Raw genomic sequence first — 22,433 nt, 5'->3', positions numbered from 1 at the left:
GGATAGAATAAAATTCTCATAATTAACTGAAAAGTAGAAGTGCATACTATTCTCTTCACCTCTTAGGGTGAGACTTAGAAAGAAGTTCTAGAGCATTCGTCGTAGCATTTCTCTCCTTCGCAAGGATGGATGGAACAATGCGCACGGACGCCCCCCGCTACTTCGATTACGCCGCCACAACGCCAGCCGACCCGCGTGTCATGGAGGCGATGTTTCACTGCATGGGAGTCTCCGGCGTCTTCGGGAACCCTGCGTCGAACTCTCACGCTGCGGGGCTAAAAGCCAAGGACCTCGTCGAACAAGGGCGAGCCCAGGTCGCGGGACTCATTGGCGCAGACCCGTCGGAGATTGTCTGGACGTCAGGTGCGACCGAGTCGAACAACCTGGCGCTGAAGGGTTTCTTCGAGGACGAGCAGAGTCGCCGCCATCTTGTGACCAGCAAGCTCGAGCACAAGGCGATTCTGGATACGGCGCAACACCTCGAGCGACTTGGCGGCTCAGTGACCTATCTCTCGCCTAGCCCGTCAGGCGAGATTTCCCTGGCTGCCGTCGAAGCGGCTTGCAGCAACACCACGGGACTGGTTTCACTGATGATGGTCAACAATGAACTTGGGACTCTCACCAACATTGCCGAGATCTCGCGGGTTGTTCACGCCGCTGGCGCGCTGCTGCACGTGGATGCAGCACAAGCGGCAGGGAAGACTGAGATTGATGTCAAGGCGATGGGCATTGACCTGTTGTCCCTGTCAGCACACAAGTTCTATGGCCCGAAAGGCATTGGCGCGCTCTATGTGAGCCGCGAGGTTACGCCGCGTATTGCTTGCCAGATGCACGGCGGCGGACATGAGCAGGGTTTGAGGTCTGGAACGCTTCCCACGCACCAGATTGTCGGGATGGGATTGGCTTGTGAGTTGGCGCGCGCCGAAATGGCGTCGGACAACCAGCGCATCGTGCAACTGAGCGAGCGTTTGCTGAATGGTGTGGGCGCGTCGGGCGTCGTCACCCAAAACGCCAGTCGCACAGACCGTATCCCGCACACGCTGAGTCTGACGGTGGCTCTGCCCAATTTCCTCCCGTCCATGCTGACCGACGATATCGCGATCTCCTCGACGTCTGCCTGCAATTCGGCGGCTGGCAAGGTGTCTCACGTGCTCACCGGCCTTGGCCTCGCTGAAGACGCCGCGCAACGTACAGTTCGGTTGAGTCTTGGGCGCTTCACGACGGAGGATGATGTGGATTTTGCAGTGGAGTGCTTCCACCTTGCCATCGAAAATTGTCAGGAAGCGGGAACAAGTCCGCAGGCATTGCAGATCAAGTATCTGTCGAATGATCTGAGCGTCGCGGCACAGATAGACCGCGCTGACGTACGGATCGCACATACGAACGGTTTTCGCTCCATTGTCTGTAACCGTCACGATGGAGAGTCTGCAGATCAGATTGCCTTCGCAGAGGTTGCAGAGATTGCCCGCTCACTTGGAATGGTCGCGCACTACATGCCCATGGAATCGGGGCGTATCACCTTGAACGAAGCGGCAGCCTTCGAATTATTGTTGGCCGAGCTGCCAAAGCCCGTCCTCGCATATTGCCGCACGGGTACCCGGTCGGAGTCGCTGTGGAAACTAGGAAGCAGCAGCCAAGGTTGAGCGCCGCGCCCCACGCCCCAGATGAAGCAAAGGAGTCGGGGCAGCCCGATCCGGGCCTTAAATGCCGTTATGCAGATTAAGTGATGCATACATCACTACGCGGGCTTGGCCGATTAGTCGACCAAGAAAGTCTGTAGCATCGGATCGCCATACCAGACAACGACGCGAAAACCTGCTAGGAAAGCGTATTGAGCACCGCAATGTCCAATGCTCTGTAGTGCTCCTCGAAGCAGATTGTAGGTCGACTGCCCCGCGCAGCCGAGCGGATCCTGCATGGGGACCGTGATAAGCCAAGCGAATTCTTCGGTCGTTACAACATTCTTCCAACTTTGAGGCGTTACTTGGGAAGGACCGGGGCGAGCAACCCGTTCGCAACTCGTGAGGAGGCAAGCGTGCGGGAAGGTTGAATCAGCGGGCTTGCGTCTGTTCGATATCTACGTTTTGTAGATACAAAAAAGGGAGTACAAATGAAATTTGCCAAAATCTTCCGCCATGGCGGCTCCCAAGCCGTACGTTTGCCCAAGGACTACCGTTTCGACAGTGCGGAAGTGCGGATTCGTCGACACGGCGCCGCGGTTATCCTGGAACCAGTCCCGCAAGATTGGGCATGGCTATCACCGCTGATCGGACCAGTCGATGCGGATTTCGAGGCAGCGGCAGTCTCCCAGCCTGGGGAGTAGGAGCGGCCTGGCCTGGACGTCTTTGAATGAAGTATCTTCTCGATACCAACGTGGTGATCGCGATGCTCAAGGGCGAGCCCAACATGCTTGCCCGTCTGCGAACGCATTTGCCGGCGGACTTCGGGATGCCGTCCATCGTTGCTCACGATTTGTACTACGGGGCTTACAAGAGCCAGCGCGCGGCGGCGAACCTTGCGCGAATCGAAGCGTTGCAGCTTGATGTGGTGCCATTTGATTTGGAGGACGCCCAGCATGCAGGCGAGATTCGTGCACAACTGGCGGCCGCTGGTACGCCGATCGGCCCTTACACATTGATTGCCGGACAGGCGAGGGCGCGCAACCTCATTCTTGTGACCCACAACGTACGCGAGTTTTCCCGTGTGACGCAGCTGCTGGTCGAAGACTGGCATGCCGGCGGTCATTAGGAATGCTGTGCACAGTCTGTGACCTGAGACGACTCCTGTAGCCGGCGGCATCGCCTGTGGAGTCCCTTTGATTTCCTGCAACTTACCGGAGTAGCTACCCCAGGCGGCAAGCCAGTTCGCCGATGTAGGACAGCCCCGCATTCCAAGACCTGACCATTGGTAATGGGTCTAAACGGAATGTTGCGCAGGACCATGGTGCGAATCGACTCGCCTCTTGCACCGTACTTTGCTGTTACTCAGACCCTATCCGTCAGGGTCGGGCAGACTGTAGTTTCCGATGAGCGGCGCCCAGGCACCTTCGGGCACCTCCCAGTCCGGTACAGTGTCTCGCATTGCGTCGCGACGGATCGTCAAGCGGCCTTTCAAGTCAGGCCGTTGCGCTTCTAGGGCGCGCATCCATTCATCCTCGATGCGCTGCGTCTACTTGGCCGCGAATAGCCCTGCGGCAGCCAAGCTCATTAGCGAATTGGTTATGGCGATGGGATAGAGCACACAGGCATCGAGCAGCGCCGTATAGCGCGCGTACCCGGTTATAAGGAATCCAGCCCCAGTTCTCGGGCGTTCTCTGCCATGCGGTCCAGCGCACTAGATTGACTTTCACGCATCGCCTTGGCGTAGGCAACCAAGTCTTCGAAGGCGATTCGACGATGCGTGCCTACCATGCGGTGCGGCAGCTTGCCTTGCTCAATTTCCTTAATGACAAACGGACGGGACACATTGAGAAAGTGAGCTGCCTCTACCGTGCTGAATTCACGCTTCGCGGGCATCAACGTGATTGGGCGGCCTTCACTTAATGCACCGAGAAGCTGACCAATCAGCTTCAACGCTGCGGGAGGCACATCGACCGAGAGGTGCTCACCAGCATCCGTCGTCAAAGTCATGGCGGCAGCACGAGAATGGTCCAACGCCTCCATGATGCAGCGCTGGGCGGTGCGCGCCATGTCCAGTTCTTGCTCGGTCATTACGGGAGGGATCACCTCACGCAATCGATTCACCGCAGACATTTGATTCTCTCCCCACTGCTTAACACGGCAATTGCGATTGCTAGGCTTGCGCTATCTACGACAGCAAGCCTAGCCCACAAACGCAATAAGTGAAAAAAGTGCAGTAGGTGTACGGTGAACATCCACCGAAGCTTTAGTCACAAATGCGATTTTTGTTGCTATTGCAGCACATATAAGGCGACGCCGGCACCATCGGCGTGAACTGCGCTCGACCCAGTGACGGGCAGGCCACGGCCGCGAGCCGGCGGGGTGTCCCTTCACGGCGGACTACAGCGGGTAATGTTGGCGGTCGCCGCACAAATACTGAATAGTATTTGAAAACTATTTGGTATATGATTCGGCCCACTTCGGTTCGTGGACTATTGCATGTCTGTCACGTTGCGCTTGCGGATGGTGTGTTTCGCGCTGGTCAATGCCGCGCTCGTTGCGGGGCTAGGCGGCTGTGCCGTCGGCCCCGATTTCGAAACGCCTTCGATGCGGCCCCCTGCGGCATTGCTGAGCGCTGCCGGCGGCACGGACACGGCCGGCTTCTCGGCCGGCGCAGTGCAGGCGGACTGGTGGAAGCAGTTCAACGATCCGGTGCTGACATCGCTCGAGTCGCGCGTGGCGGAGCAGAACCTTGAATTGCAGGCCGCTGAGGCGCGCATCGGGCAGAGCCGGGCGCGGTTGCGCGTGGTGGGCGCCGACGCCTACCCGACGTTCTCGGCCAACGGCTCGGGGCTGCGCGAGCGCGCCAGCCCGAATGGCATCCTCAAGCTCACCGGCACCTCGGGCGCCGTGAGTGGCACCGCCGCCAATGGTGCGGACCCGTTCGGCACCAGCGCGCTGAAGGGCGAGCTGGGCTCGCCGCCGTACAGCCTCTGGCAATACGGCGTGGATGCCACGTGGGAGATTGATATCTGGGGCAAGGTCCGACGCGCCAAAGAGTCGGCCAATGCCACCACCGATGCCACCGTCTACGACCGCGAAGCCGTGCGCGTGCTGGTATCGGCCGAAGTGGCCCGTGCCTACCTGGCGTTGCGGGGCGTGCAGTCGTCGCTGGCGATTGCCCAGAAGAACCGGGAGATCGCCCAGGCCACGCTGCGCCTGGCTACCCGTCGCGAAGAGCAGGGTGTGGCCACCCGGTACGACGCAGCCAGCGCCAAGGCGGAGCTTGCGCGCGTTACCGCCACCGTTCCTGAACTGGAACACCGGCGCGCGGCATTGATGAATGCGCTGGCGCTGCTGCTGGGCCAGGCGCCGCACGCGCTGGACGACGAACTTGCCGGCGATGCCGGTATCCCTGCGCCGCCCGTGGTGGTGCCCGTGGGTTTGTCGTCCGACCTCGCGCACCGTCGACCCGACATCCTGCGCGCCGAGGCCGAGCTGCATGCGGCAACGGCTGCCATCGGCGTGGCCAAGGCCAATTTTTATCCGAGCGTCAGCCTGACCGGCAGCTTCGGATTCCAGGCGCTGAAGTTCACCGAGGCCGGCGACTGGAGCGCCCGACAGTTCGCGGTGGGGCCGGTGCTACATCTGCCGATCTTCGAAGGCGGACGCCTGATGGGCACGCTCGCGCTGACCAAGGCGCGCCAGCAGGAGATCGCGATCCGCTATCGGCAGACCGTGCTCACCGCGTGGCACGAAGTGGACGACGCGATGACCGCGTATCGCTCGGCGCAGGCACGTGACGAACAGCTTGGAGTGGCTGTGGACAGCGACCGCATCGCGTTTCGCACCGCGCAGCAGCGCTATGCGCAGGGCGCATCGACATTCCTGGCCGTTCTGATCGCCCAGCGCGACCTGCTAGCCGCCGAGAACGCGCTGACGCAAAGCCGGACCGATGTATCGATGGCAATGGTCAAGCTCTACAAGGTGCTTGGCGGCGGCTGGACGCCCGCGCCGGCCAGCACCGTCCAATAGCGGGGAGGGTATCGACATGGCAAGTCTTCCGGTCCATGCCGTCCCGCCCAAGGCGGCGGCGGGGCCCCATCCATTCAACGCGCAGATCTTCATCGGCGTGCTCGGCGTGTTCGTGGCCGCAATGATGTCGGGCATGAACAACCGTATCGGCGGTCTGTCGCTGGTAGACCTCAAGGGCGCCGCCGGCCTGGGCGCCGACGAAGGCAGCTGGATCACCAGCGTCTACGCGGCCTGCGAACTCGCCGCGATGCCGTTTGCCACGTGGTTCGCGGTCACGCTGTCGCTGCGGCGCTTTCACCTGGGGGCGGTGGCGATCTTCACGCTGCTGGGCCTGCTCACGCCCTACGCACCGAGCTTGCCCGTGCTGCTGTGCCTGCGCGCGCTGCAGGGCTTCTTTGGCGGGCTGCTGATTCCCGTGCTGATGGCCGCGGCCCTGCGCTTCTTTCCGCTGCCGCTGCGGCTCTATGGCCTGGCGCTGTACGCGATGACAGCCACGTTCTCGCCAAACGTTGCTACGTGGCTGTCGGCCACCTACACCGATACGCTGGGAAACTGGCATCTTGTCTACTGGCAGGCTCTGCCGCTGGCCGCCTTCTCGCTATGGGCCGTGGCGTGGGGCGTGCCGCAAGACCCGGTGATGCTGGGGCGGTTCAGGCAGATCAACCTGATCGGGCTGGTCACCGGCCTGGCCGGGCTGGTGATGCTGGGGCTTGGACTGTCGCAGGGCGAACGCTACGACTGGTTCAACGACACACTGATCTGCTGGTTCTTCGGCGCCGGCGGTGCGTTGCTGTGCGTATGCCTGCTCACCGAGTGGTATCACCCGCTGCCCTTCATCAAGCTGCAGCTGCTGGAACGCCGCAATCTCGGGCTGGGCTTCTCGATCTTCTACGCACTGGTGGTGATTCTGCTGTCGGGATCGCTGCTGCCGGCGCTGTTCCTGTCGCATATCCACGCGTTCCGCACGCCGTATGTGGCGGTGCTGGGCATCACGGTTGGCGTGCCGCAACTCGTGCTCGGACCGTTCGTGTCGTACCTGCTCTACAAGCGCTGGATGGACGCACGGTACATGTTCGCGGGCGGCCTGCTTTGCATTGCGATGTCGTGTCTGATCGCGTCGCGCGTGACGTCGGCGTGGATGGCGCCGGAGTTCTTCGCAGTGCAGGTACTGCAGGCCATTGGCCAGCCGATGGCTGTCGTCTCCACGCTGTTCCTGGCCACCAGCGTGGTGCAGCCGAGCGAAGGCCCGGTCGTGTCCGGCATCGTCAACGTACTGCGCGTGCTGGCCACGGTCAGCGGCGCAGCCTTCGTCGAGCGTCTGATCGTGGTGCGCGAACACACGCACGCCAACGTACTGCTGGATCGCGCGATCCGCGCCGACGGCGCGGGCTTGCATGCCGATGGCGTGGAACACCTGCGCCACCTTGCCGAGCGCATTACGCACCAGGCGTTCGTGCTGTCGATCGCCGATGCCTATCTGGTCCTGGGCCTGCTGGCGGTGGCCCTGGTGCCCTTCGTCCTGAACCTGCACTACATCGCTCCGCCCAAAGTGCACAAGCCTATCCACTTATGAAGATGCTCCCCCGCCCCGCAAAGATCGCCGTCTGGGCCGTCCTTGGCTGCGCACTTGCCGCAACGGCCTATCTCTACTTCCGCGACGAGGGTCGCGGTGCCACGCAATCCACGACCGACGCCTACGTGCGCGCGGACTCCACCTTCGTGGCGCCGCGCATCGCCGGCCAGATTGCCCAGGTGCTGGTGGAAGACAACCAGATAGTGAAGCAGGGCCAGCTGCTGGCTACCATCGACGACCGCGATTTCGTGGTGGCGGTGGCCAGCGCCACCGCGGACGTGAACAACGCGCGTGCTGACCTGCTGCGCCTGAAGGCGGCGCAACAGCAGCAGGTGAGCGTGATCCGGCAGGGCGACGCGGCGATTTCCGCCGACAACGCGTCGATCACTTTCGCCGAGGCCGACGCGCGGCGCTACGCCAACCTGGCGGTCGACGGTTCCGGCACGGTGCAGGAGCGGCAGCAGTCGCAATCGCAGTTGCAGGTGGCCGTGGCGCGCCGTACCGAGCATGCGTCGGCGCGCGATGCCGCACAGCACCAGGCCGGCGTGCTGCAGGCCCAGCAGAAGCAGGCCGAGGCCAGCCTGGAGAAGGCGATGGCCGCGCTGGACGCCGCGCGCCTGAACCTGTCGTACACGCGCATCACCGCGCCCATCGGCGGTATGGTGGGGCATCGCACGCTGCGCGTGGGCGCCTATGTCAACGTCGGCGCGCCGCTGCTGGCCGTGGTGCCGCTCAAGGACGCATACATCGAGGCGAACTTCCGCGAGACGCAGTTGCGCCGCGTGCGGGCCGGCCAAGCCGTTACAATCGCGGTGGACATGCTGCCGGGCATCGAGTTGCGCGGTCATGTGGAGAGTGTCGCGCCCGCCAGCGGCATCGCGTTCTCGCCGATCGCGCCGGACAATGCCACCGGCAACTTTACGAAGGTGGTGCAGCGCGTGCCGGTGAAGATCCGCATCGACAGCGGCCAGGCTGCCGCGCGCGACCTGCGTATCGGCATGTCCGTGGTTCCCACCGTGCACGTGCGTTTGTGACCGTCGGGAGCATGACGAACAGCAGGTCCGGGAACTTCGACATCGATGGCACGTTTGACAAGACAGGAAAGCCGCGCGCTGACGCGCGAAAAGCTGCTGGCCGCCGCGGGCAAGGTCTTCGCGAGCGACGGCCTGGGCGGCGCCACGATCGATCGCATCGTCGAGGAGGCGGGCTTCACGAAGGGCGCGTTCTACTCGAACTTCGTGTCGAAGGAAGACATCTTCCTGCAGTTCGTGGAGGACGTGAGCTTTCGTGATGCCGCCGAGCTTGAACAGGCCGTGCAGGGGATCGACGACCCCGAGGCGCTAATCGACGCCATCTGCAAGTGGTCCACCGAGACGTCACGTGAGCCGGGTCCGCGCTCGTTGATCCTGGACCTGATCCGCCACGCAAAGCAGGATGCGGCACTGACCGCGCGCCATACCGGGATGTTCACCGACCAGTGGAACAAGGTCGGCATGATCGTCACGCGGATCTTTCCCGCCGGACGCGCGCCCGCCACGCCGCTGGAACTGGGCGCGCTCGTCATGGAGCTGACTTTCGGGATCGCGCTGCAATTCCACGCCGGTCCGTCGGCAGGCGACCTGATCGGCTTGTCACTGCGGTCGATGCTGAAAGCCGCGCGCATCTGACCGTGGTTGGTGGCTTCGGCTCGACGATGGAAATCGTCCCATTGCGGTTGTCAATGGCATGGACGAGCGCTGGGCCCAGGAATGCTAGGGGCCTAAAGGCTGTTTGCCGGTTGGTCCGATGCGAACCACCACATTGCCGAAAGCCGACAACTCTGGACTGACGTTGCCGCGGATACTAAATAGTCCGCTTAAATATGAAGCCCGACTCGGCCAGCCTGTTGCTGGCGGGCGCGCTACCCGCCGCGCTGCCGATGCGGTTCAAGGTGCTGACGGTGCTGCTGTAGTGCATGGCCCCGCGATAAGCAATGCACCCGTGTTGTACAGGGCAGTTTTGGCAATCCGGCCAGTCAGAATGGCTTTAAGTTCGGATGTTCGATCGCTTCCATAGGGAGAATGGCGGGTCTGGTCTCGGGCTGCGTCGCATACACGGGGCAATCGTATCGAATGGGAATGGTGCGGCGCGGACAACACTGTGAGCACCTTCCTGGATCTTCCGTCAGACCGGCGGAGTTCCTACGATGAGGACTGCGTCGTGCCAATGCCATCACAACGGACCGCCGCCCTATCAGCTCAATCGAGCCCTTCGACCCTAGGAATCACCATGTCCAACGCAATCATCGAATCCCTTGTGAGCCGTCGTACCATCAGTCTGTATGACAGTGCCTTTACCGTGAGCGACGATCAGATCCGCGAATTGGTAAAAGTCGCGACCACGGCGCCGACGTCCTTCAACATGCAGAACTGGCGCTTCATCGCCGTGCGTACGCCTGAAGCCAAGGCGCGGCTGCGAGCGGTTGCCTGGGACCAGGCCAAGATTACCGATGCCGCCGTTACCTTCATCATCTGCGGCCAGTTGGCCGATCATCGCGTTCTCCCGGGTCGCCTGGCGCCGGCTGTGGAGGCAGGCATCATGCCGGCGAAGGTCGCTATTGGGTTCGAAGACGCGGCGCGCGGCCTGTATTTCGAGCAGCCGCAACTGCAGCGGGACGAGGCGGTACGCACTGGCGCTATTGGCGCGACCGCATTGATCTATGCAGCCCATGCGCTCGGCCTGGGTTCGTCGCCGATGATCGGCTTTGACGCTGACGCGGTGGTCCGGGAATTCGCGCTGGCCCAAGACGAAGTGCCCGTCATGCTGTTATCCGTTGGCTCAGCCTTGCCCGAGAACTGGCCGCAAAAGCCGCGCCGCTCGCTGGCAGAAGTACTGGACTTTGCGTAGATCCCGCAGGGGGTGCTGCAAAGTACCGCTATTCACAATGGCGGTACCAGCTCACCCGTAATCATTTGCAGACGGCCAGCGGCAATGCAGGAGATCAGGCTTATGTTGCCGGATGGGCCAATGACGAAGCGAACGACAGGTTGCTCCCGCAAGATCGCGAGATGCTCACGCTTGCCTCGACGAGCGCTCTGATTGCCTTTGTCTTGACGCGCCGGACATCAGGACTTGCGCCGATTAACGTCAGACACGCGATTGCCTCGTTCTGGACATCGAGAATTGGTGCGCACATGGCTGACAGTCCTGGGATGAGGACCGATTCCGCTTCGTCATAGCCGGTTCGCCGGATCGCCATGTCAAACGCATAATGCACGCCCTAGGCTGCACTAGCCTATGTTTGCGTCGATAAAGCACGACATCGACCGCATTATGATCGGCTTGAAGAATGTGTTGTGAGGCACACAGCGTTGATGGGCGCGGTAGGCCAAGCCGTTACCGGTGCTGAATGCTGACCTTCGTGATGCCGAGCCGATTGCCAGAACCATTAGAAGTTGACGTCGGCAAGGGCTCTTGCCGATCCAGAAAAGACTGTTGCAAACGGCCCTTCGCCGCCTAACGCCGAAGCGCCAGCGAGCGCGGCGCTTCTTGCCAGGCGCCGCTGTCGCCATCTCATCGATTGGCGCAGCGGCGCACTACGCAACACTAGCTAGGTCACGAACGACGGTGCAGGAACTCGACGACCAGGTCTGTCGTCGCCTGCGGCTGCTCTTCCGTGATCCAGTGCCCGCAATCCGGGATAATTGCATCTTCGACGTTATCGGCTGCACACCGAATGACTGAGCCGATCATCGGGCCAAAAGTCGATTCACCACCCAGGGCTAGGACCGGCATCTGAAGCTTGCCCTGTGCAAGGAGCATCCGGTTGTCGGCCGCATCCTGGCTGAATGCCAGGAACTGGGCAAAGCTAGCTCGCATCGCGCCGGGTTGCGCATAGAGCGCCGCATAATGCTCACGCTTCTCTTCGTCAAACCGCTTCGGGTTCCGGGAAAGTTCGTTCCAGAAGCGGTCGAGATAGATGCGCTCTCGGCCGGCGACCAGACGCTCCATGTCCTGGCCGCCAAAACCAAAGTGCCACATGGCCGGGTCCTGCGTGATCCGATCCCAGGATCCGACCCCGGGTAGCGGTGCATCGATCGCGACCCATCGGCTCACGCGCTCTCGGTGGGTGGCTGCAACTGCGAAGCCGACCATGATGCCGATGTCGTGCGTCACCATTTCGGCCGAACGCACACCCAAGGCGTCCATGACGCCCACCACGTCCGCCGCCTGATTCTTCTTGTCATAGCCACCAGCAGGCTTCGACGAGAGACCCAACCCACGCAGGTCGGGCACGATAACCATGTGGTCTTCGATGAGTGCGCTCGCCAGATGCCCCCACATGTCGCCCGTCGTCCCAAAGCCGTGCAGCATGACGACCGCTGGGCCATGACCACCGACCCGTACATGGATGGACGTACCGTTGGTTTCTATCGTCCTTGTCTGCATCACAGCCGGGAAGGAGTGAATTCCGTCTACGTAGGCATGCTTACTCATCTGCGTACTCCAGTTTTGTTTCTAGTTGGGGATTGGCGAAGCGGTGTCGCGAGCCTCTGAGTTCCGTGGTCGAAGCCACGATCAGCATCGGCTGCGCGAATTCTATGACGATCGTTATAAAATCGGCAACGGATTTTTGTGACGATCGTGATAAAATTACGCAATTGAAAGATTCGCCCCCTTACGATTGACCGAAGGATCAAGATGGCCAGGCCCAGGGAATTTGACGAAGACGCGGTGCTCGAAGCGGCAATGCAACGGTTCTGGAATATCGGCTATGAGGCGACATCGATGCGCGACCTCGCCGACTGCACCGGAATGACGACGCCAAGCCTCTACAACGCTTTCGGTGACAAGAGAGCTATCTACCGTCTCGTGCTCGATCGATACATCCGTCGCACGCTCGACACCTGCTCGGCAATATTCGGAAGCGATGACCCGCCTTTGCGCGCACTGGAGCGGTACTTCGATGCAAACGTTGAAGACGTGCTCGCTGACAGGCTTCACAGGGGGTGTTTTGTCGTGAACACTGCGTTGGAGATGGCGCCGCACGACCAAGACTTCCGAGATGTTGTAACGGAGGTCTTTGATGAAATGGAGAAACGTGTCCGCGAATGTGTCGCGGCTGGGCAGCGCGACGGATCAATCCTTACCTCGCAACCTCCGGCCGACATCTCGCGGCTCGCCCTGGGCACCGTCCTGGGCCTCCGGGTTTTGGCCCGCACCAATCCCGACCGTGAACTGCTGACCGGGGTCGTTCGGCCGTTTTTCGCGTTACTACGGACACCGGGAGTTCCGCGCGATGGCATAGACCGACCGTAGCTGGCCGGCCGCGACCTGACTGCTCAGTCAGGCAACAAGAAAAATGTCAAAGCCAAGGTCAGGTACACCACCAAAAGCTGCACCCCCTTGAACCAGTCCGCGTAGCCATCGCTTGCCATCTGGGCAATGACAACCACTGACAGAGTGACGATCAGGACTAGGGCAGGACGAAACGCAAGATCCATCGGTACGGGGCCGATGAACAGGCTGGCTAGCACCAGTACTGGCGCGACGAACAGCGCCACCTGCACGCTTGAGCCCACGGCGATGGAGAACGACAAGTCCATGCGGTTATTCAGTGCAGCCGTGATGGCGGTGGCATGCTCGGCAGCATTGCCAAGGATGGCCACCACGAAGGCGCCGACGAAGATATTGCTGAGTCCGTACTGTTGCATCGTCGGCCCGATCGAGCCGACCAGAATTTCGCTCACCCAGGCGGTGCCGGCCGTCGCCACGAGCAGGACAGCGAGGGCACGGCCGACTGATGAACCGGATGAGTCCGCCTCGGCTTTCTCCGCCGTGACGGCAGCGCCGCGAAACAGTTCCGGATGCGTGCGCAGCAAGAATGCCAGGTACAACGCATAGACCACCAGCAATGCGATCGAGATGGACACACTCAGTTGGTGCAACGTAGGGAGGTTGCCTTTCACTACTTCGAATGACGCGGGTAGGATCAACGCGATCGCGGACAGGATCAGCATGGTTGCCTGGGATCGCGCACCGCGAGCGTTGAACTGCTGCTCATGGAAGCGCGTGCCGCCGGCGAGCATGGCGGCGCCGAAGACCAGAAGCAGGTTGCCGACGATGGAGCCTACAATCGAAGCTTCCACGACTTCATGCAGCCCGGCACGCAGCGCTGCCAGTGCGATGATCAATTCGGCCGCGTTGCCGAACGTGGCGTTGAGCAGTCCACCAACGCTATCCCCCATGTGTTCGGCCAGCCGTTCAGTCGCGTTGCCCATCTTCTGGGCGAGGGGAAGGATCGCCACCGCGGAAACGAGAAAGATAAGGAAATGCTGGTCTGGCGCAAATAGTTCGACGGCAATCGAGATCGGTACGGCGATCAGCAGGATGTTCCATGCCATAAGCGGAATTAATTCATAAGAGGATCATGATTGCCATCGACCCTCAGACCAGCGGCGTACTGCCGTCGTGAATATGCCCCACAGGCACAGGCTGACCACCCGGCTTATGCGGGCCGCGCCAAACGCGTTCAGACCCACCCGCATCCATAAACCAGAATGTCGGTTCGGGAAAACGGCCAAGTGTCGGATGCACGGCGCGCAACCAGCCGAAGATAATGCCGACCCGTCGCGAGGACCCGCCCACTCGGGCAGGCAGGATAACGCGCGCTCGAAATAGACCATCGCAAACAGGTCCTGATGCCAGAAACCGTGACGAGGCACAGGGGCCAGAGAACTCGAGTTGCCACGGCGGGCACCGAACATTCGCCGGTTCGTCACGCTGCCCCGAAGCTTGTTCAACTCGTCCCTGAGATCGAAAGGCAAAAAGGTTTCCAGGGCCGAGGCATCTCTCTGGCACATGGTCCGTCTCTTATGTCTTCAGGTTGCCGTTACAGCGCATTCGGTATCCGAAAGCCGCGGGCGAGTTCGCAGATTCCCGATACTTAAGCTAGTGCGCGTTTGCGCGGTACTCAATTGGTCCAAAGGACTAATTGGAATCACGGCAGCAAATGCTGCCGCGCGCAGGGACCAAGGTCCAATGGCAATCGGGCGCCGATATCGCAAATTGAGGGATGGACGCCGGCCCAGGTAGTCCCTTGCCCACGGAGGTCATCATTGAACGTTTCGAGTCTGACGCCGCTCGGGCTGGAATTGATCATGCCAGATGCACTTGCGTGCATCGGCACTGAAGCCGGTGAGGGAAGCGTTGCATGCGAGACGTACACCGACAGGAGAAAAGATATGGCATCGATCATGAAGGCGGCGGTCGTAAGACAGTTTGACGCGCCGCTGATTCTGGAGGAAGTGCCTGTACCCATGCCGGGCGCAGGGGAAATTCAGGTAAAAGTAGAGGCTTCGGGCGTTTGTCACACTGACCTGCATGCCGCACAGGGTGATTGGCCCGTCAAGCCCTTGCTGCCGTTCATTCCCGGGCACGAGGGCGTTGGCTATGTGTCGGCGGTGGGCAGCGGTGTGAAACGGGTCAAGGAAGGCGATCGTGTCGGCGTACCGTGGCTATATAGCGCTTGCGGCTATTGCGAGCACTGCCTGAAAGGTTGGGAAACGCTCTGCGAATCGCAGAAGAATACGGGCTACTCAGTGAATGGTGCCTATGCCGAGTACGTCGTCGCGGATCCGAACTACGTCGGCCTATTGCCGGCCGGCATCGACTTTGTCGAAATCGCTCCGATACTTTGCGCGGGGGTTACGGTCTACAAAGGCCTCAAGGTGACCGATACCAGGCCCGGACAGTGGGTCGCCATTTCCGGCATCGGTGGATTGGGCCATGTCGCGGTGCAGTACGCCACGGCGATGGGACTGCACGTTGCCGCCATTGATGTGGACGACGAGAAGCTCTCGCTCGCACGGGATCTCGGCGCATCGTTGACCGTGAACGCCCGTACGGATGACCCGGTGAGGCTCCTGCAGAAGGAAATTGGCGGCGCGCACGGCGTGCTGGTCACTGCGGTATCGCCAACAGCATTCTCCCAGGCCATCGGCATGGCCCGCCGGGGTGGCACCATTGCACTGAATGGCCTGCCTCCGGGCGACTTCCCGACACCGATCTTCGATGTCGTGCTGAAGGCGATCACGATCCGCGGCTCCATTGTGGGAACGCGAAGCGACCTTCAGGAGGCGCTGGAGTTTGCCGCGGCAGGCGCGGTCACGGCGACGACATCGACGGATAGCCTCGACAACATCAATGCCGTATTCGATCGCCTGAAGGCCGGGAAGATCAACGGGCGCGTCGTACTGACGGGATTTGGCCGCTAGAACGCAAGGGTCACGGCAGCGATAACTACTTGGTCGTGGGAGGCCGGGTTGAAAAAGTAGACGCTGCCTGTGACCTTGCCGAACGTGAGTTGCAGCAATCCGCCGCGCTGGAACTCGCGATCGCCGCCATAGATTCGCGTGCGTTGTGCAACGACCCCCAACCGCAGCCATGGCAATGGGCGGTATCCGAGTTCGCTCCAGGCATAGGTGTAGGGCGTGGCGGAGCCTGTGCCGGGTAGATACTCGAATTCGAGGTAGTAATCGAACTTGCTGACCGTTAGGCTCGCCTCCGCGCCGACGATGGGGCCGTGCGTGCTGCCTGCAACAAAGCCGACGATGGGGGTGACCTTGTATTGGACGGTCTCGCCACCTGAAAACGACCATCCGACGAAGGCGGATTGGGCATGTATCGCTTCGTAGTTGACGCGTGCCTCAAGATGAAGCGAGCCGTGGTCGGCCGCGAAGATGCCCGAGCCATAGCTACCCTCATGTCGCGGCATGTTCCAGAAGCCGGTGGCCATAAAACTCCAGGCCGGCGGTGGCGCGGTGGCATTCGGCGGGTCCACGACAGCCTGCTGAGCATGTGCGCCGTGGAATGCCAAGCAGAACACAGCGGCAGCCGGTAATGCGCGCACGTCATCCCCCCAGCGCGATGACCGCCACAGTGAGGGCGACCCCGAGTGTCATCATGCCGAAGCCGGCGCGCCATGGGCTGATGCCGCCGTAGTATCCCAGTGCCGCGCCGCTTGCGAACAGCATGATCAGGGTGAGAACCCGGGAAACGATGAGGGCCGTAGTGACGTCATCCCATAGGACGAAGGGTAGTGCGACAGGGAAGGTCGCCAGCACGACGATGCAGAAGATCCGGAGTGCCGCCAACAGGTCGCCACCACGCAACTTGGGACGCGCGGGCACCGCCGCGCCGCTAAGGAAGCGCTGCCGCAACGGTTCGAGATCCTCGTCGGGAACATGGGGATTCATAGCGGGCGGTAACGCGTCTCGAATCGCAGCGATGCCGGATGCAGGGTCGCCGTGCCTGGTAATGACGACAAGCTTCTGAAGCATGCCGCGTCCCGCCAGGGTTCGCACGAGGTACATGATGGCATCGACCAGGCCCCAGGCAAGGTTGCAACCAAGGGCCGTGCTCAACATGGTTCGGCCGGCATCGGGGCCGGCGGTAGCGGAGGAAACCGCGCCGACGAAAGTCAGCGCCATGAACAACCCGAAGCACGTCTCGGATACGCGGTCGACGACATCAAGAGCCGGGGATCGCTCTACAGCAGATTTCTCTTGCGACGAATTGATAGACGTCATGCAAGTTCTCCCTCCCTACATGGAGAATCGCCGTCACAATGACGTGCTTTTGGAAAGTAGACCCATTCATGTCGATCATCCATTGGACCAACGGCCTAAGGCGGTCTCGGTGCACTCCCGATACATTCGCCGGTGCGCTGACCATCGCCAGCGCCTTTTGCGCCTGCTCATCTGTGTGTTGGTACCGACCGCCTTTGGGCTGGACTGCGGTTGCGCAAGCTGGCAGCGAAGTGCCTTGGCGTGCTCTTGGTGGGTTTTGACAATCCTAGAAGACAGTATCGATATTGGTGACGCGTTGGAGGCGTCCCGCGAACAACCGATCTTCCAAGCTAGCTGACTTGAGCCCGCAGCGTGCGGGCTCTTCCTTAACGGAACTGAAGCTGGTCGCGATGCCGCGCTGGCAGCTATGCCACGAGGTGTGCATGCGTATCAACGAAGCGTTCTGACTGGATTGGAGGTGAACGCGATCATATGAGACGCCACCTCGTCTGGGCATTCCTCCATGACAAAATGCCCGCAATCGGCAAGCACGTGCCCTTGCACGTTCGTCGCGATGCGTTTCATCGTATCGAACAGCGTCGATCCCACGCCAAATTGCCCGCCGAGCACCAAGACCGGCATTTCGAGCTTCTTCGTTGCACGTGTCCGGTTGGTGGCAAGCGCCTCCTGCGAGAACGACTCGCGATAGTAGGCGAACGCCGTTCTCGTCCCACCCGGCTGGACATAGGTGCGCGTGTATTCGTCGATGACAGCGGGCGTGAAGACCCATGGCCGCGCAGCCTTCTGGGAAAACAGCCACGCCAGGTATTCGCGCTCGTGCCCGCGCACAAGAATCTCGGGCAGGTCGGGAATGCGGTTGAAGGCAAAATGCCACGTCCGCTTATTGACCTCGTCCGATGGAATATCCGACACGGGCATCGGTGAGATGCCCGGCAGGGCAGCGTCGAACAACGACAGAGTGCGCACGTCGCCCGGCCAGTCGGCGGCATAGGCGTAGGCGATCCACGCGCCGACATCGTGCGCCGCCAGATCGAGTCTGTCATCGTTCGTCAGCCCCAGCACTTGCACGAAGCGGTGGATTTCGGCGGCGACGATGCCTGGTGTGAACCCTTGCGCAGGATGAGCGGAATCGCCCATGCCGCGCGGGTCGATGGCAATTACCCTACGGCCCGCTCGCACGAGCTTCGGGATGACGTCGCGCCACGCATACCAACTTTCCGGCCATCCGGGGATCAGCAGAATCGGCGCGCCCACACCGGCTTCCACATAGTGGAGTCTGACGCCATCGACGTCGATCAGCTTGTGGTGCAACTGGACGTTGGTATCGCTATGGTCGGTGTTCATGTCTGCGGCTCGAACTATAGAAGGTGAAAGGACCACGAGGGCAAGCCACGCGGCAGCGAAGATGCGCAGGGCAATGCGTCGTGGAGATGGAGTGGATGAAGTATTTATGGGCATTTCGGTTCCAAATTAATAAAAAAAATGCCGTGGATCTTCATGACACGGCTCAACGCTTAATCGAGGATTCTCATCGCCATGTCGAGCATGGCCTTGTCGAGATGATCGCGATGGAGGTCGCTTTTCCCGACGACTCGCAGTCCTTGCAGGAAGCAGAGCAGCGCTTTGGCAGCTGCCTTGGTGTTGACGTCGACGCGTATCGAATGGTCTTCGATACCGATCCGAATCAGTTCCGATAATGTTTGCTCGAGGTATTTCAGCGCCTGTTCGAACATGCGCGCGATGTCGGGGTCCACCACGGTGGCCTCGAGTCCTGTCGCGACGACGAGGCAGCCGAGCCTCCCCGGCTCGCTGCGTGATTGCTCAAGATAGTAGGCGAGCAACTTAGCTACCCGCTCGCGCCCCGTGCCCTGGCCGCCTGCGATCGCCCGGATGCGCTCGTGCCCGAGCCTTACATAGCGTTCGAGCGCGGCGACGTAGACAGACTTCTTGTCCGTGAATGCCTTGTACAGGCTACCCCGCGTGAGACTGGTCGCCTCGACCAGATCCGCAATCGAGGTTGCGCCAAAACCGCGCTGCCTAAATAACCCGATCGCCGAGTCCACGACTTCGTCGTAGTTGAATTCCCTGGGGCGGCCGCGGCCCGGTTTGCTTGTGAAAGGCGTCATGGGCCGATTATGGGTCATATCGTTTCCATAATCAAGCGACGCGTTTGGACTAGCGATCCTTGCCCACCGGGGTGCGTTTCTAGGGGCTATCGTACTTTCCGCGCAAAACCTGGTGGTGCGGACGGAATTTTCCTTATAGGTCAATGCCTTGCGCGGTAGCGAATTTCCCGGCTGCCGTCCGGTACGAGGGCGCGTCCTTGCGTGAGGCGGCTGACCGCCACCTGCGCGGTCGGCTTGGCGATGGCCAGTCGGCAGAGGCGTCATCGGAGCGATTCGGCGCCAGCTCGCTCATATCTCTTCGCTAACGTTTTAGATCATCGCGATGGATAGGCACACGATGCAGAATGTGCGCCGGCCGGGTGCTGGCATGGGCTAACGAATCGGCTGCCGTCGGGTGCCCCCGACCTCTACGCAACCCTTGGCGCAGCAATGCGCAACTGCGCTGACGCGGGCCTGTGGATCAGTCTCCGATGGCCTGCCTCGGGTCGACCTACGAGCACGTTTTGGCGGCAGGATGTGTTGACGCGGCTGGCGTGGCCGTCGCCGCTGCCTCCGGCGCGACCGTTTGCGCGACGCCAATGACCCTACGTGGAATGGAGTCGGCCATCTGCGGAATCGGCTGCAGCCCACTGTCAATGCAGGGCAGTCGATCGAGAACTTGCGCATCGAGCAAAGGAATAGCTATGGCCGAAGACCGTTCCCGACCCTTCTCGGCCGTTCGATTGCGTTGAGCCGGATGACTCTTGTTAATGGGAAAAAGGGACGTTGGTCGCCCGTGCGACTACGCATAAGCAACCCATGTCGCCAGGCCAGGGGTGGACGTTCCTACGACGGTAAGGAAAATCCGGCGCCTGAATATTCGCGCCGGCGCCAGCTAGGGCGGTTACCGCTTAGACATCGCCTTCCGAAAAGGACGAATCGGCCGAGTGTTGAGATCGGTCGGAAGCGCTTAATGTTGAAGAGATGCCGCAAGATTCTGCAGATTTTGGGGTGCGACTTGAATCAGTCCGCCTTGAGGACTGTCGATATCCGCAATCAGTGCAAGAGAGAGTGACACCGTCATGGGTAGCACGAGAAGCAAGAAGGCTTTCGACGTCTCGGCCCGTGCACCATAGCCTTGCATGAAGGTGCTGAAGAATGCGATGGCAATCATCAGGCACCACGCCGATACAGGGATGCGATTCAACCATGTGGCTTCGGCGTAGCCCTGCGAATTGATCACATCGTTCATGCCAGTCACCACGAGCGCAGAAATGGGATTCGGCCTAGCATGCGCTGTAGCTCGAACAATTGCCCACATCTCATCCTAAGTTCGCGCGGTGTCCGCAGCGATCCGGCTAAGGCGTTCCCGGTCGCGCGTTTGGTAGTAGTGCAAGCGAAGATCGAGATAGCGGCTAAGCAGCACCTTCACGGTAGCGGCTTCAGGCCCTTCAATCAGGTCTGCGCGTAGATATTCTGTCCCGATGGCATTGGCCTCCTCCTCTTCGAGGTTCTTACGCTGATCGTATCTTCCGACTGCCATGGACAGCGTAAATCCTATTGACAGCGCCAGAAGCGTGAGCGTGGCTCCCTGAATGATGTTGAAATCCTCCCGGCCTTCGCTGCGTAGTGGCCGGATGCGGCGCAGTACAAATGCGCCGAGGGCCGTCGCAACCGTCAGCATCACCAGCAGCAGGACGAAGAGGATGGGGGGATGGCGAATAAGTTGGCTCATGATTCAATGGCTGCGGAAGTCGACGCGCAAGGAGCGCACCGACTTCCTCGACGCGTGGGTCGTCAATTGCCGCTAGGCAAGGGGATATTGAACCCTTCTTTTTGCAGCGCTTCGCGGACGTACTGGAAACGCTGGTATTGCGTTAAAGTGATTGGTCCCGAGTAGCCCTCGCTCTGCAGCTTGCGTGGGGGATACTTGAGGTACGTCTTCATGAGATCGCCGACCGCCTGATTGAACGTGACGAGCGTCCAGGTGCTCTCTGTAAAATTGTTCATGAACAGGTCATAGCGTTCTTGCGGATCTGCCCACAAATCGAAGATTTGCGGAACCGTAGCCACATACTTTTCCGGTCCCTTCCACCCAAGATTGCTATCCACTGCAAGTCCGCCTGTCGATTGGCCATTGTCCCCGCGTAGGTTGAAGACTGCCTTGTAGTTGCCGACGCGAACGGCTCCTGGCGTGAGCTCGTTTTCCGTAAAGAAGAACCAAGACTTGCGCGCCGATTTTCCCGTTCCGAACAGCACCGGCGACATGTCGAAACTGTCGAAGATGATGGGCTTGCCATCCCGGTCATTGGTGGGAAGCTTGATGCCGGCGACCGAAGCAAATGTGGCCATCAGATCTAGTCCGCCCAGAAGGTCGTGATTCTTGGATTCAGGCTTGATCTTGCCAGGCATCCACGCGATTGCCGGTACCCGGTTACCCCCTTCTCTGACCGTTCCCTTGGTACCGCGGAGCGGGGTGTAGCCAGCGTCTGGGTAGACATCCTGCCAAGCGCCGTTGTCGGTTGTGTAGATGACCAGCGTGTTCTTGTCGAGGCCAAGCGCCCGGATCTTATCCATGATGTGGCCGATTCGCGCGTCGAGCTCGACCACGGAGTCGGCATACTTGGACTTGGACAAAGATTTGTACTGGTAGTCGGGATGTGGCATGTTTGGCTGGTGCACCTTCATGAAGTTGACGTTCATAAAGAATGGCTTGCCAGCCTGGCTCGCCTTGTCGAGGTACTCGATAGCGGCCTTTTCTACATACCCATCGAAGAAGGGGATGCCGACCACACCATTGGGATATTCCGAGGTTTTCTCAGTGGGCTTGTCGACGTACTGGCCATTGATGGCGAAGTCTTCCTTCGCCTGTTCGCCGGCCTTGGCCGACAATGACCCGCGTGTGACCTTCTTGAACATTGCACGCAGTTCAGGGTCCATGCCAGGGAACCAGCTCTGGTCCGCATAGGTGTAGGCGTTCAGGTGGTACAGGCCGACGTAGCGCATTTCGTCGTAGCCCTGAGCGTTCGGCAGCGCGTAGTCCGCTTCCCCCAGATGCCATTTGCCCGTGAAGAACGTGCTGTATCCTGCTGTCTTTAGTACTGACGCCAGTGTCCATTCTGCTTTAGGCAAGCCGCCGCCTTGACCCTGGAAGGCAACGGTGGTCATGCCACTGCGGTTTGGAATGCGTCCGGTCTGGATCGCCGCACGACCGGGTGTGCAGCTTGCCTGAGCATAGAATGAGTAGAAGGTCATACCTTCCGCTGCCATGCGATCGATGTTAGGTGTCGGCATGCCCCGTCCCTCGCCACCGCCATACGGACCCAAATCCCCATAGCCTGTATCGTCGGAGACAATTAAGACGATATTCGGCTTGTTCTGCGCCCAGGCGGGGATTGCCAGCGCGCACGCCAACAACGCCAACCACCGCATTAGTGTTCGCTTCATGGTGTCCTCCGAGTTGTCACATCCGGCTTTCCGCGACAGACGGTAGCCGTATTCCTGCTCGTAGTACCCTGGACCGGGCTACCGC

18 protein-coding genes and 1 pseudogene are annotated in these 22,433 nt (G+C 60.7%); 10 read left to right on the top strand and 9 right to left on the bottom strand.

The genetic code is table 11. The features are described 5' to 3' along the window. The first annotated feature begins 137 nt into the window (after positions 1-137). The 3 genes from MFF62_RS11385 to MFF62_RS11375 all read left to right on the top strand — a co-directional run bounded on the left by MFF62_RS11385 (position 138) and on the right by MFF62_RS11375 (position 2,748). Positions 138-1,643, top strand: a complete 1,506-nt coding sequence (locus MFF62_RS11385; RefSeq protein ID WP_238263215.1) for an aminotransferase class V-fold PLP-dependent enzyme — start codon at positions 138-140, stop codon at positions 1,641-1,643. Between the two features lie 467 nt (positions 1,644-2,110). After that, positions 2,111-2,323 (top strand): antitoxin, encoded by a 213-nt coding sequence (locus tag MFF62_RS11380; protein WP_238263214.1) that lies wholly within the window; start codon positions 2,111-2,113, stop codon positions 2,321-2,323. 26 nt (positions 2,324-2,349) lie between these two features. Further along, the gene (locus MFF62_RS11375; protein ID WP_238263211.1) at positions 2,350-2,748 is read left to right on the top strand and encodes a type II toxin-antitoxin system VapC family toxin; all 399 of its coding nucleotides are present in this window, start codon (positions 2,350-2,352) and stop codon (positions 2,746-2,748) included. Between the two features lie 530 nt (positions 2,749-3,278). Here MFF62_RS11375 and MFF62_RS11370 read toward each other — a convergent pair. After that, entirely contained in the window at positions 3,279-3,752 is a 474-nt protein-coding gene (locus MFF62_RS11370) for an excisionase family DNA-binding protein (protein WP_238263209.1), read from the bottom strand. Between the two features lie 366 nt (positions 3,753-4,118). Between MFF62_RS11370 and MFF62_RS11365 the strand changes: the two genes are divergently transcribed. From MFF62_RS11365 to MFF62_RS11345, 5 genes are all read left to right on the top strand, one after another. Then, positions 4,119-5,654: an efflux transporter outer membrane subunit gene (locus MFF62_RS11365; protein ID WP_238263207.1), complete on the top strand. Its 1,536-nt coding sequence runs from the start codon at positions 4,119-4,121 to the stop codon at positions 5,652-5,654. Between the two features lie 16 nt (positions 5,655-5,670). Then, positions 5,671-7,227 (top strand): MFS transporter, encoded by a 1,557-nt coding sequence (locus tag MFF62_RS11360; RefSeq protein ID WP_238263205.1) that lies wholly within the window; start codon positions 5,671-5,673, stop codon positions 7,225-7,227. Continuing rightward, positions 7,224-8,261, top strand: a complete 1,038-nt coding sequence (locus MFF62_RS11355; protein ID WP_238263203.1) for an HlyD family secretion protein — start codon at positions 7,224-7,226, stop codon at positions 8,259-8,261. The genes MFF62_RS11360 and MFF62_RS11355 overlap by 4 nt, the downstream gene beginning before the upstream one ends. Positions 8,262-8,306: 45 nt before the next feature. Then, positions 8,307-8,894, top strand: coding sequence for a TetR/AcrR family transcriptional regulator (locus tag MFF62_RS11350; RefSeq protein ID WP_238263202.1), 588 nt, complete (start codon positions 8,307-8,309; stop codon positions 8,892-8,894). A gap of 601 nt (positions 8,895-9,495) precedes the next feature. Further along, positions 9,496-10,113 carry a nitroreductase family protein gene (locus tag MFF62_RS11345; protein WP_238263200.1) on the top strand — a complete coding sequence of 206 codons (618 nt, stop codon included), beginning with the start codon at positions 9,496-9,498 and terminating at the stop codon, positions 10,111-10,113. 708 nt (positions 10,114-10,821) lie between these two features. On the opposite strand, the gene MFF62_RS11340 is transcribed toward MFF62_RS11345, so the two are convergent. After that, on the bottom strand, positions 10,822-11,703 hold the full coding sequence (locus MFF62_RS11340; RefSeq protein ID WP_238263198.1) for an alpha/beta fold hydrolase: 882 nt from the start codon (positions 11,701-11,703) through the stop codon (positions 10,822-10,824). A 204-nt stretch (positions 11,704-11,907) separates the two neighbouring features. Here MFF62_RS11340 and MFF62_RS11335 point away from each other — a divergent pair, with 204 nt between their 5' ends. Next, a complete protein-coding gene (locus tag MFF62_RS11335; RefSeq protein ID WP_238263196.1) occupies positions 11,908-12,525 on the top strand; it encodes a TetR/AcrR family transcriptional regulator in 618 nt (205 codons plus the stop codon). 23 nt (positions 12,526-12,548) lie between these two features. Here the strand turns inward: MFF62_RS11335 and cax are convergent, their stop codons facing one another. Then, positions 12,549-13,610, bottom strand: coding sequence for a calcium/proton exchanger (gene cax, locus MFF62_RS11330; RefSeq protein ID WP_238263194.1), 1,062 nt, complete (start codon positions 13,608-13,610; stop codon positions 12,549-12,551). Positions 13,611-14,450: 840 nt separating this feature from the next. Between cax and adhP the strand changes: the two genes are divergently transcribed. Next, on the top strand, positions 14,451-15,482 hold the full coding sequence (gene adhP, locus MFF62_RS11325; RefSeq protein ID WP_238263192.1) for an alcohol dehydrogenase AdhP: 1,032 nt from the start codon (positions 14,451-14,453) through the stop codon (positions 15,480-15,482). On the opposite strand, the gene MFF62_RS11320 is transcribed toward adhP, so the two are convergent. The 6 genes and pseudogenes from MFF62_RS11320 to MFF62_RS11295 all read right to left on the bottom strand — a co-directional run bounded on the left by MFF62_RS11320 (position 15,479) and on the right by MFF62_RS11295 (position 22,348). Next, a complete protein-coding gene (locus tag MFF62_RS11320) occupies positions 15,479-16,048 on the bottom strand; it encodes a hypothetical protein (RefSeq protein WP_238263190.1) in 570 nt (189 codons plus the stop codon). The genes adhP and MFF62_RS11320 overlap by 4 nt on opposite strands. A gap of 70 nt (positions 16,049-16,118) precedes the next feature. Then, complete coding sequence (locus MFF62_RS11315) at positions 16,119-16,796, bottom strand: VIT1/CCC1 transporter family protein (RefSeq protein WP_238263188.1); 678 nt, start codon at positions 16,794-16,796, stop codon at positions 16,119-16,121. A 429-nt stretch (positions 16,797-17,225) separates the two neighbouring features. Then, complete coding sequence (locus MFF62_RS11310; protein ID WP_238263186.1) at positions 17,226-18,140, bottom strand: alpha/beta fold hydrolase; 915 nt, start codon at positions 18,138-18,140, stop codon at positions 17,226-17,228. Between the two features lie 170 nt (positions 18,141-18,310). After that, on the bottom strand, positions 18,311-18,940 hold the full coding sequence (locus tag MFF62_RS11305) for a TetR/AcrR family transcriptional regulator (protein WP_238263185.1): 630 nt from the start codon (positions 18,938-18,940) through the stop codon (positions 18,311-18,313). A gap of 931 nt (positions 18,941-19,871) precedes the next feature. Next, positions 19,872-20,636 (bottom strand): annotated as a pseudogene (locus MFF62_RS11300) (bestrophin-like domain). 62 nt (positions 20,637-20,698) lie between these two features. Further along, the gene (locus MFF62_RS11295) at positions 20,699-22,348 is read right to left on the bottom strand and encodes an arylsulfatase (RefSeq protein ID WP_238263183.1); all 1,650 of its coding nucleotides are present in this window, start codon (positions 22,346-22,348) and stop codon (positions 20,699-20,701) included. Positions 22,349-22,433 lie beyond the last annotated feature (85 nt).

Origin of the sequence: Cupriavidus pauculus (assembly GCF_022179805.1) — a bacterium.
Classification (GTDB): domain Bacteria; phylum Pseudomonadota; class Gammaproteobacteria; order Burkholderiales; family Burkholderiaceae; genus Cupriavidus; species Cupriavidus pauculus_E.
Note: the sequence above shows the minus strand (reverse complement) of the source record. Positions and strands in the feature narration are given on the sequence as shown.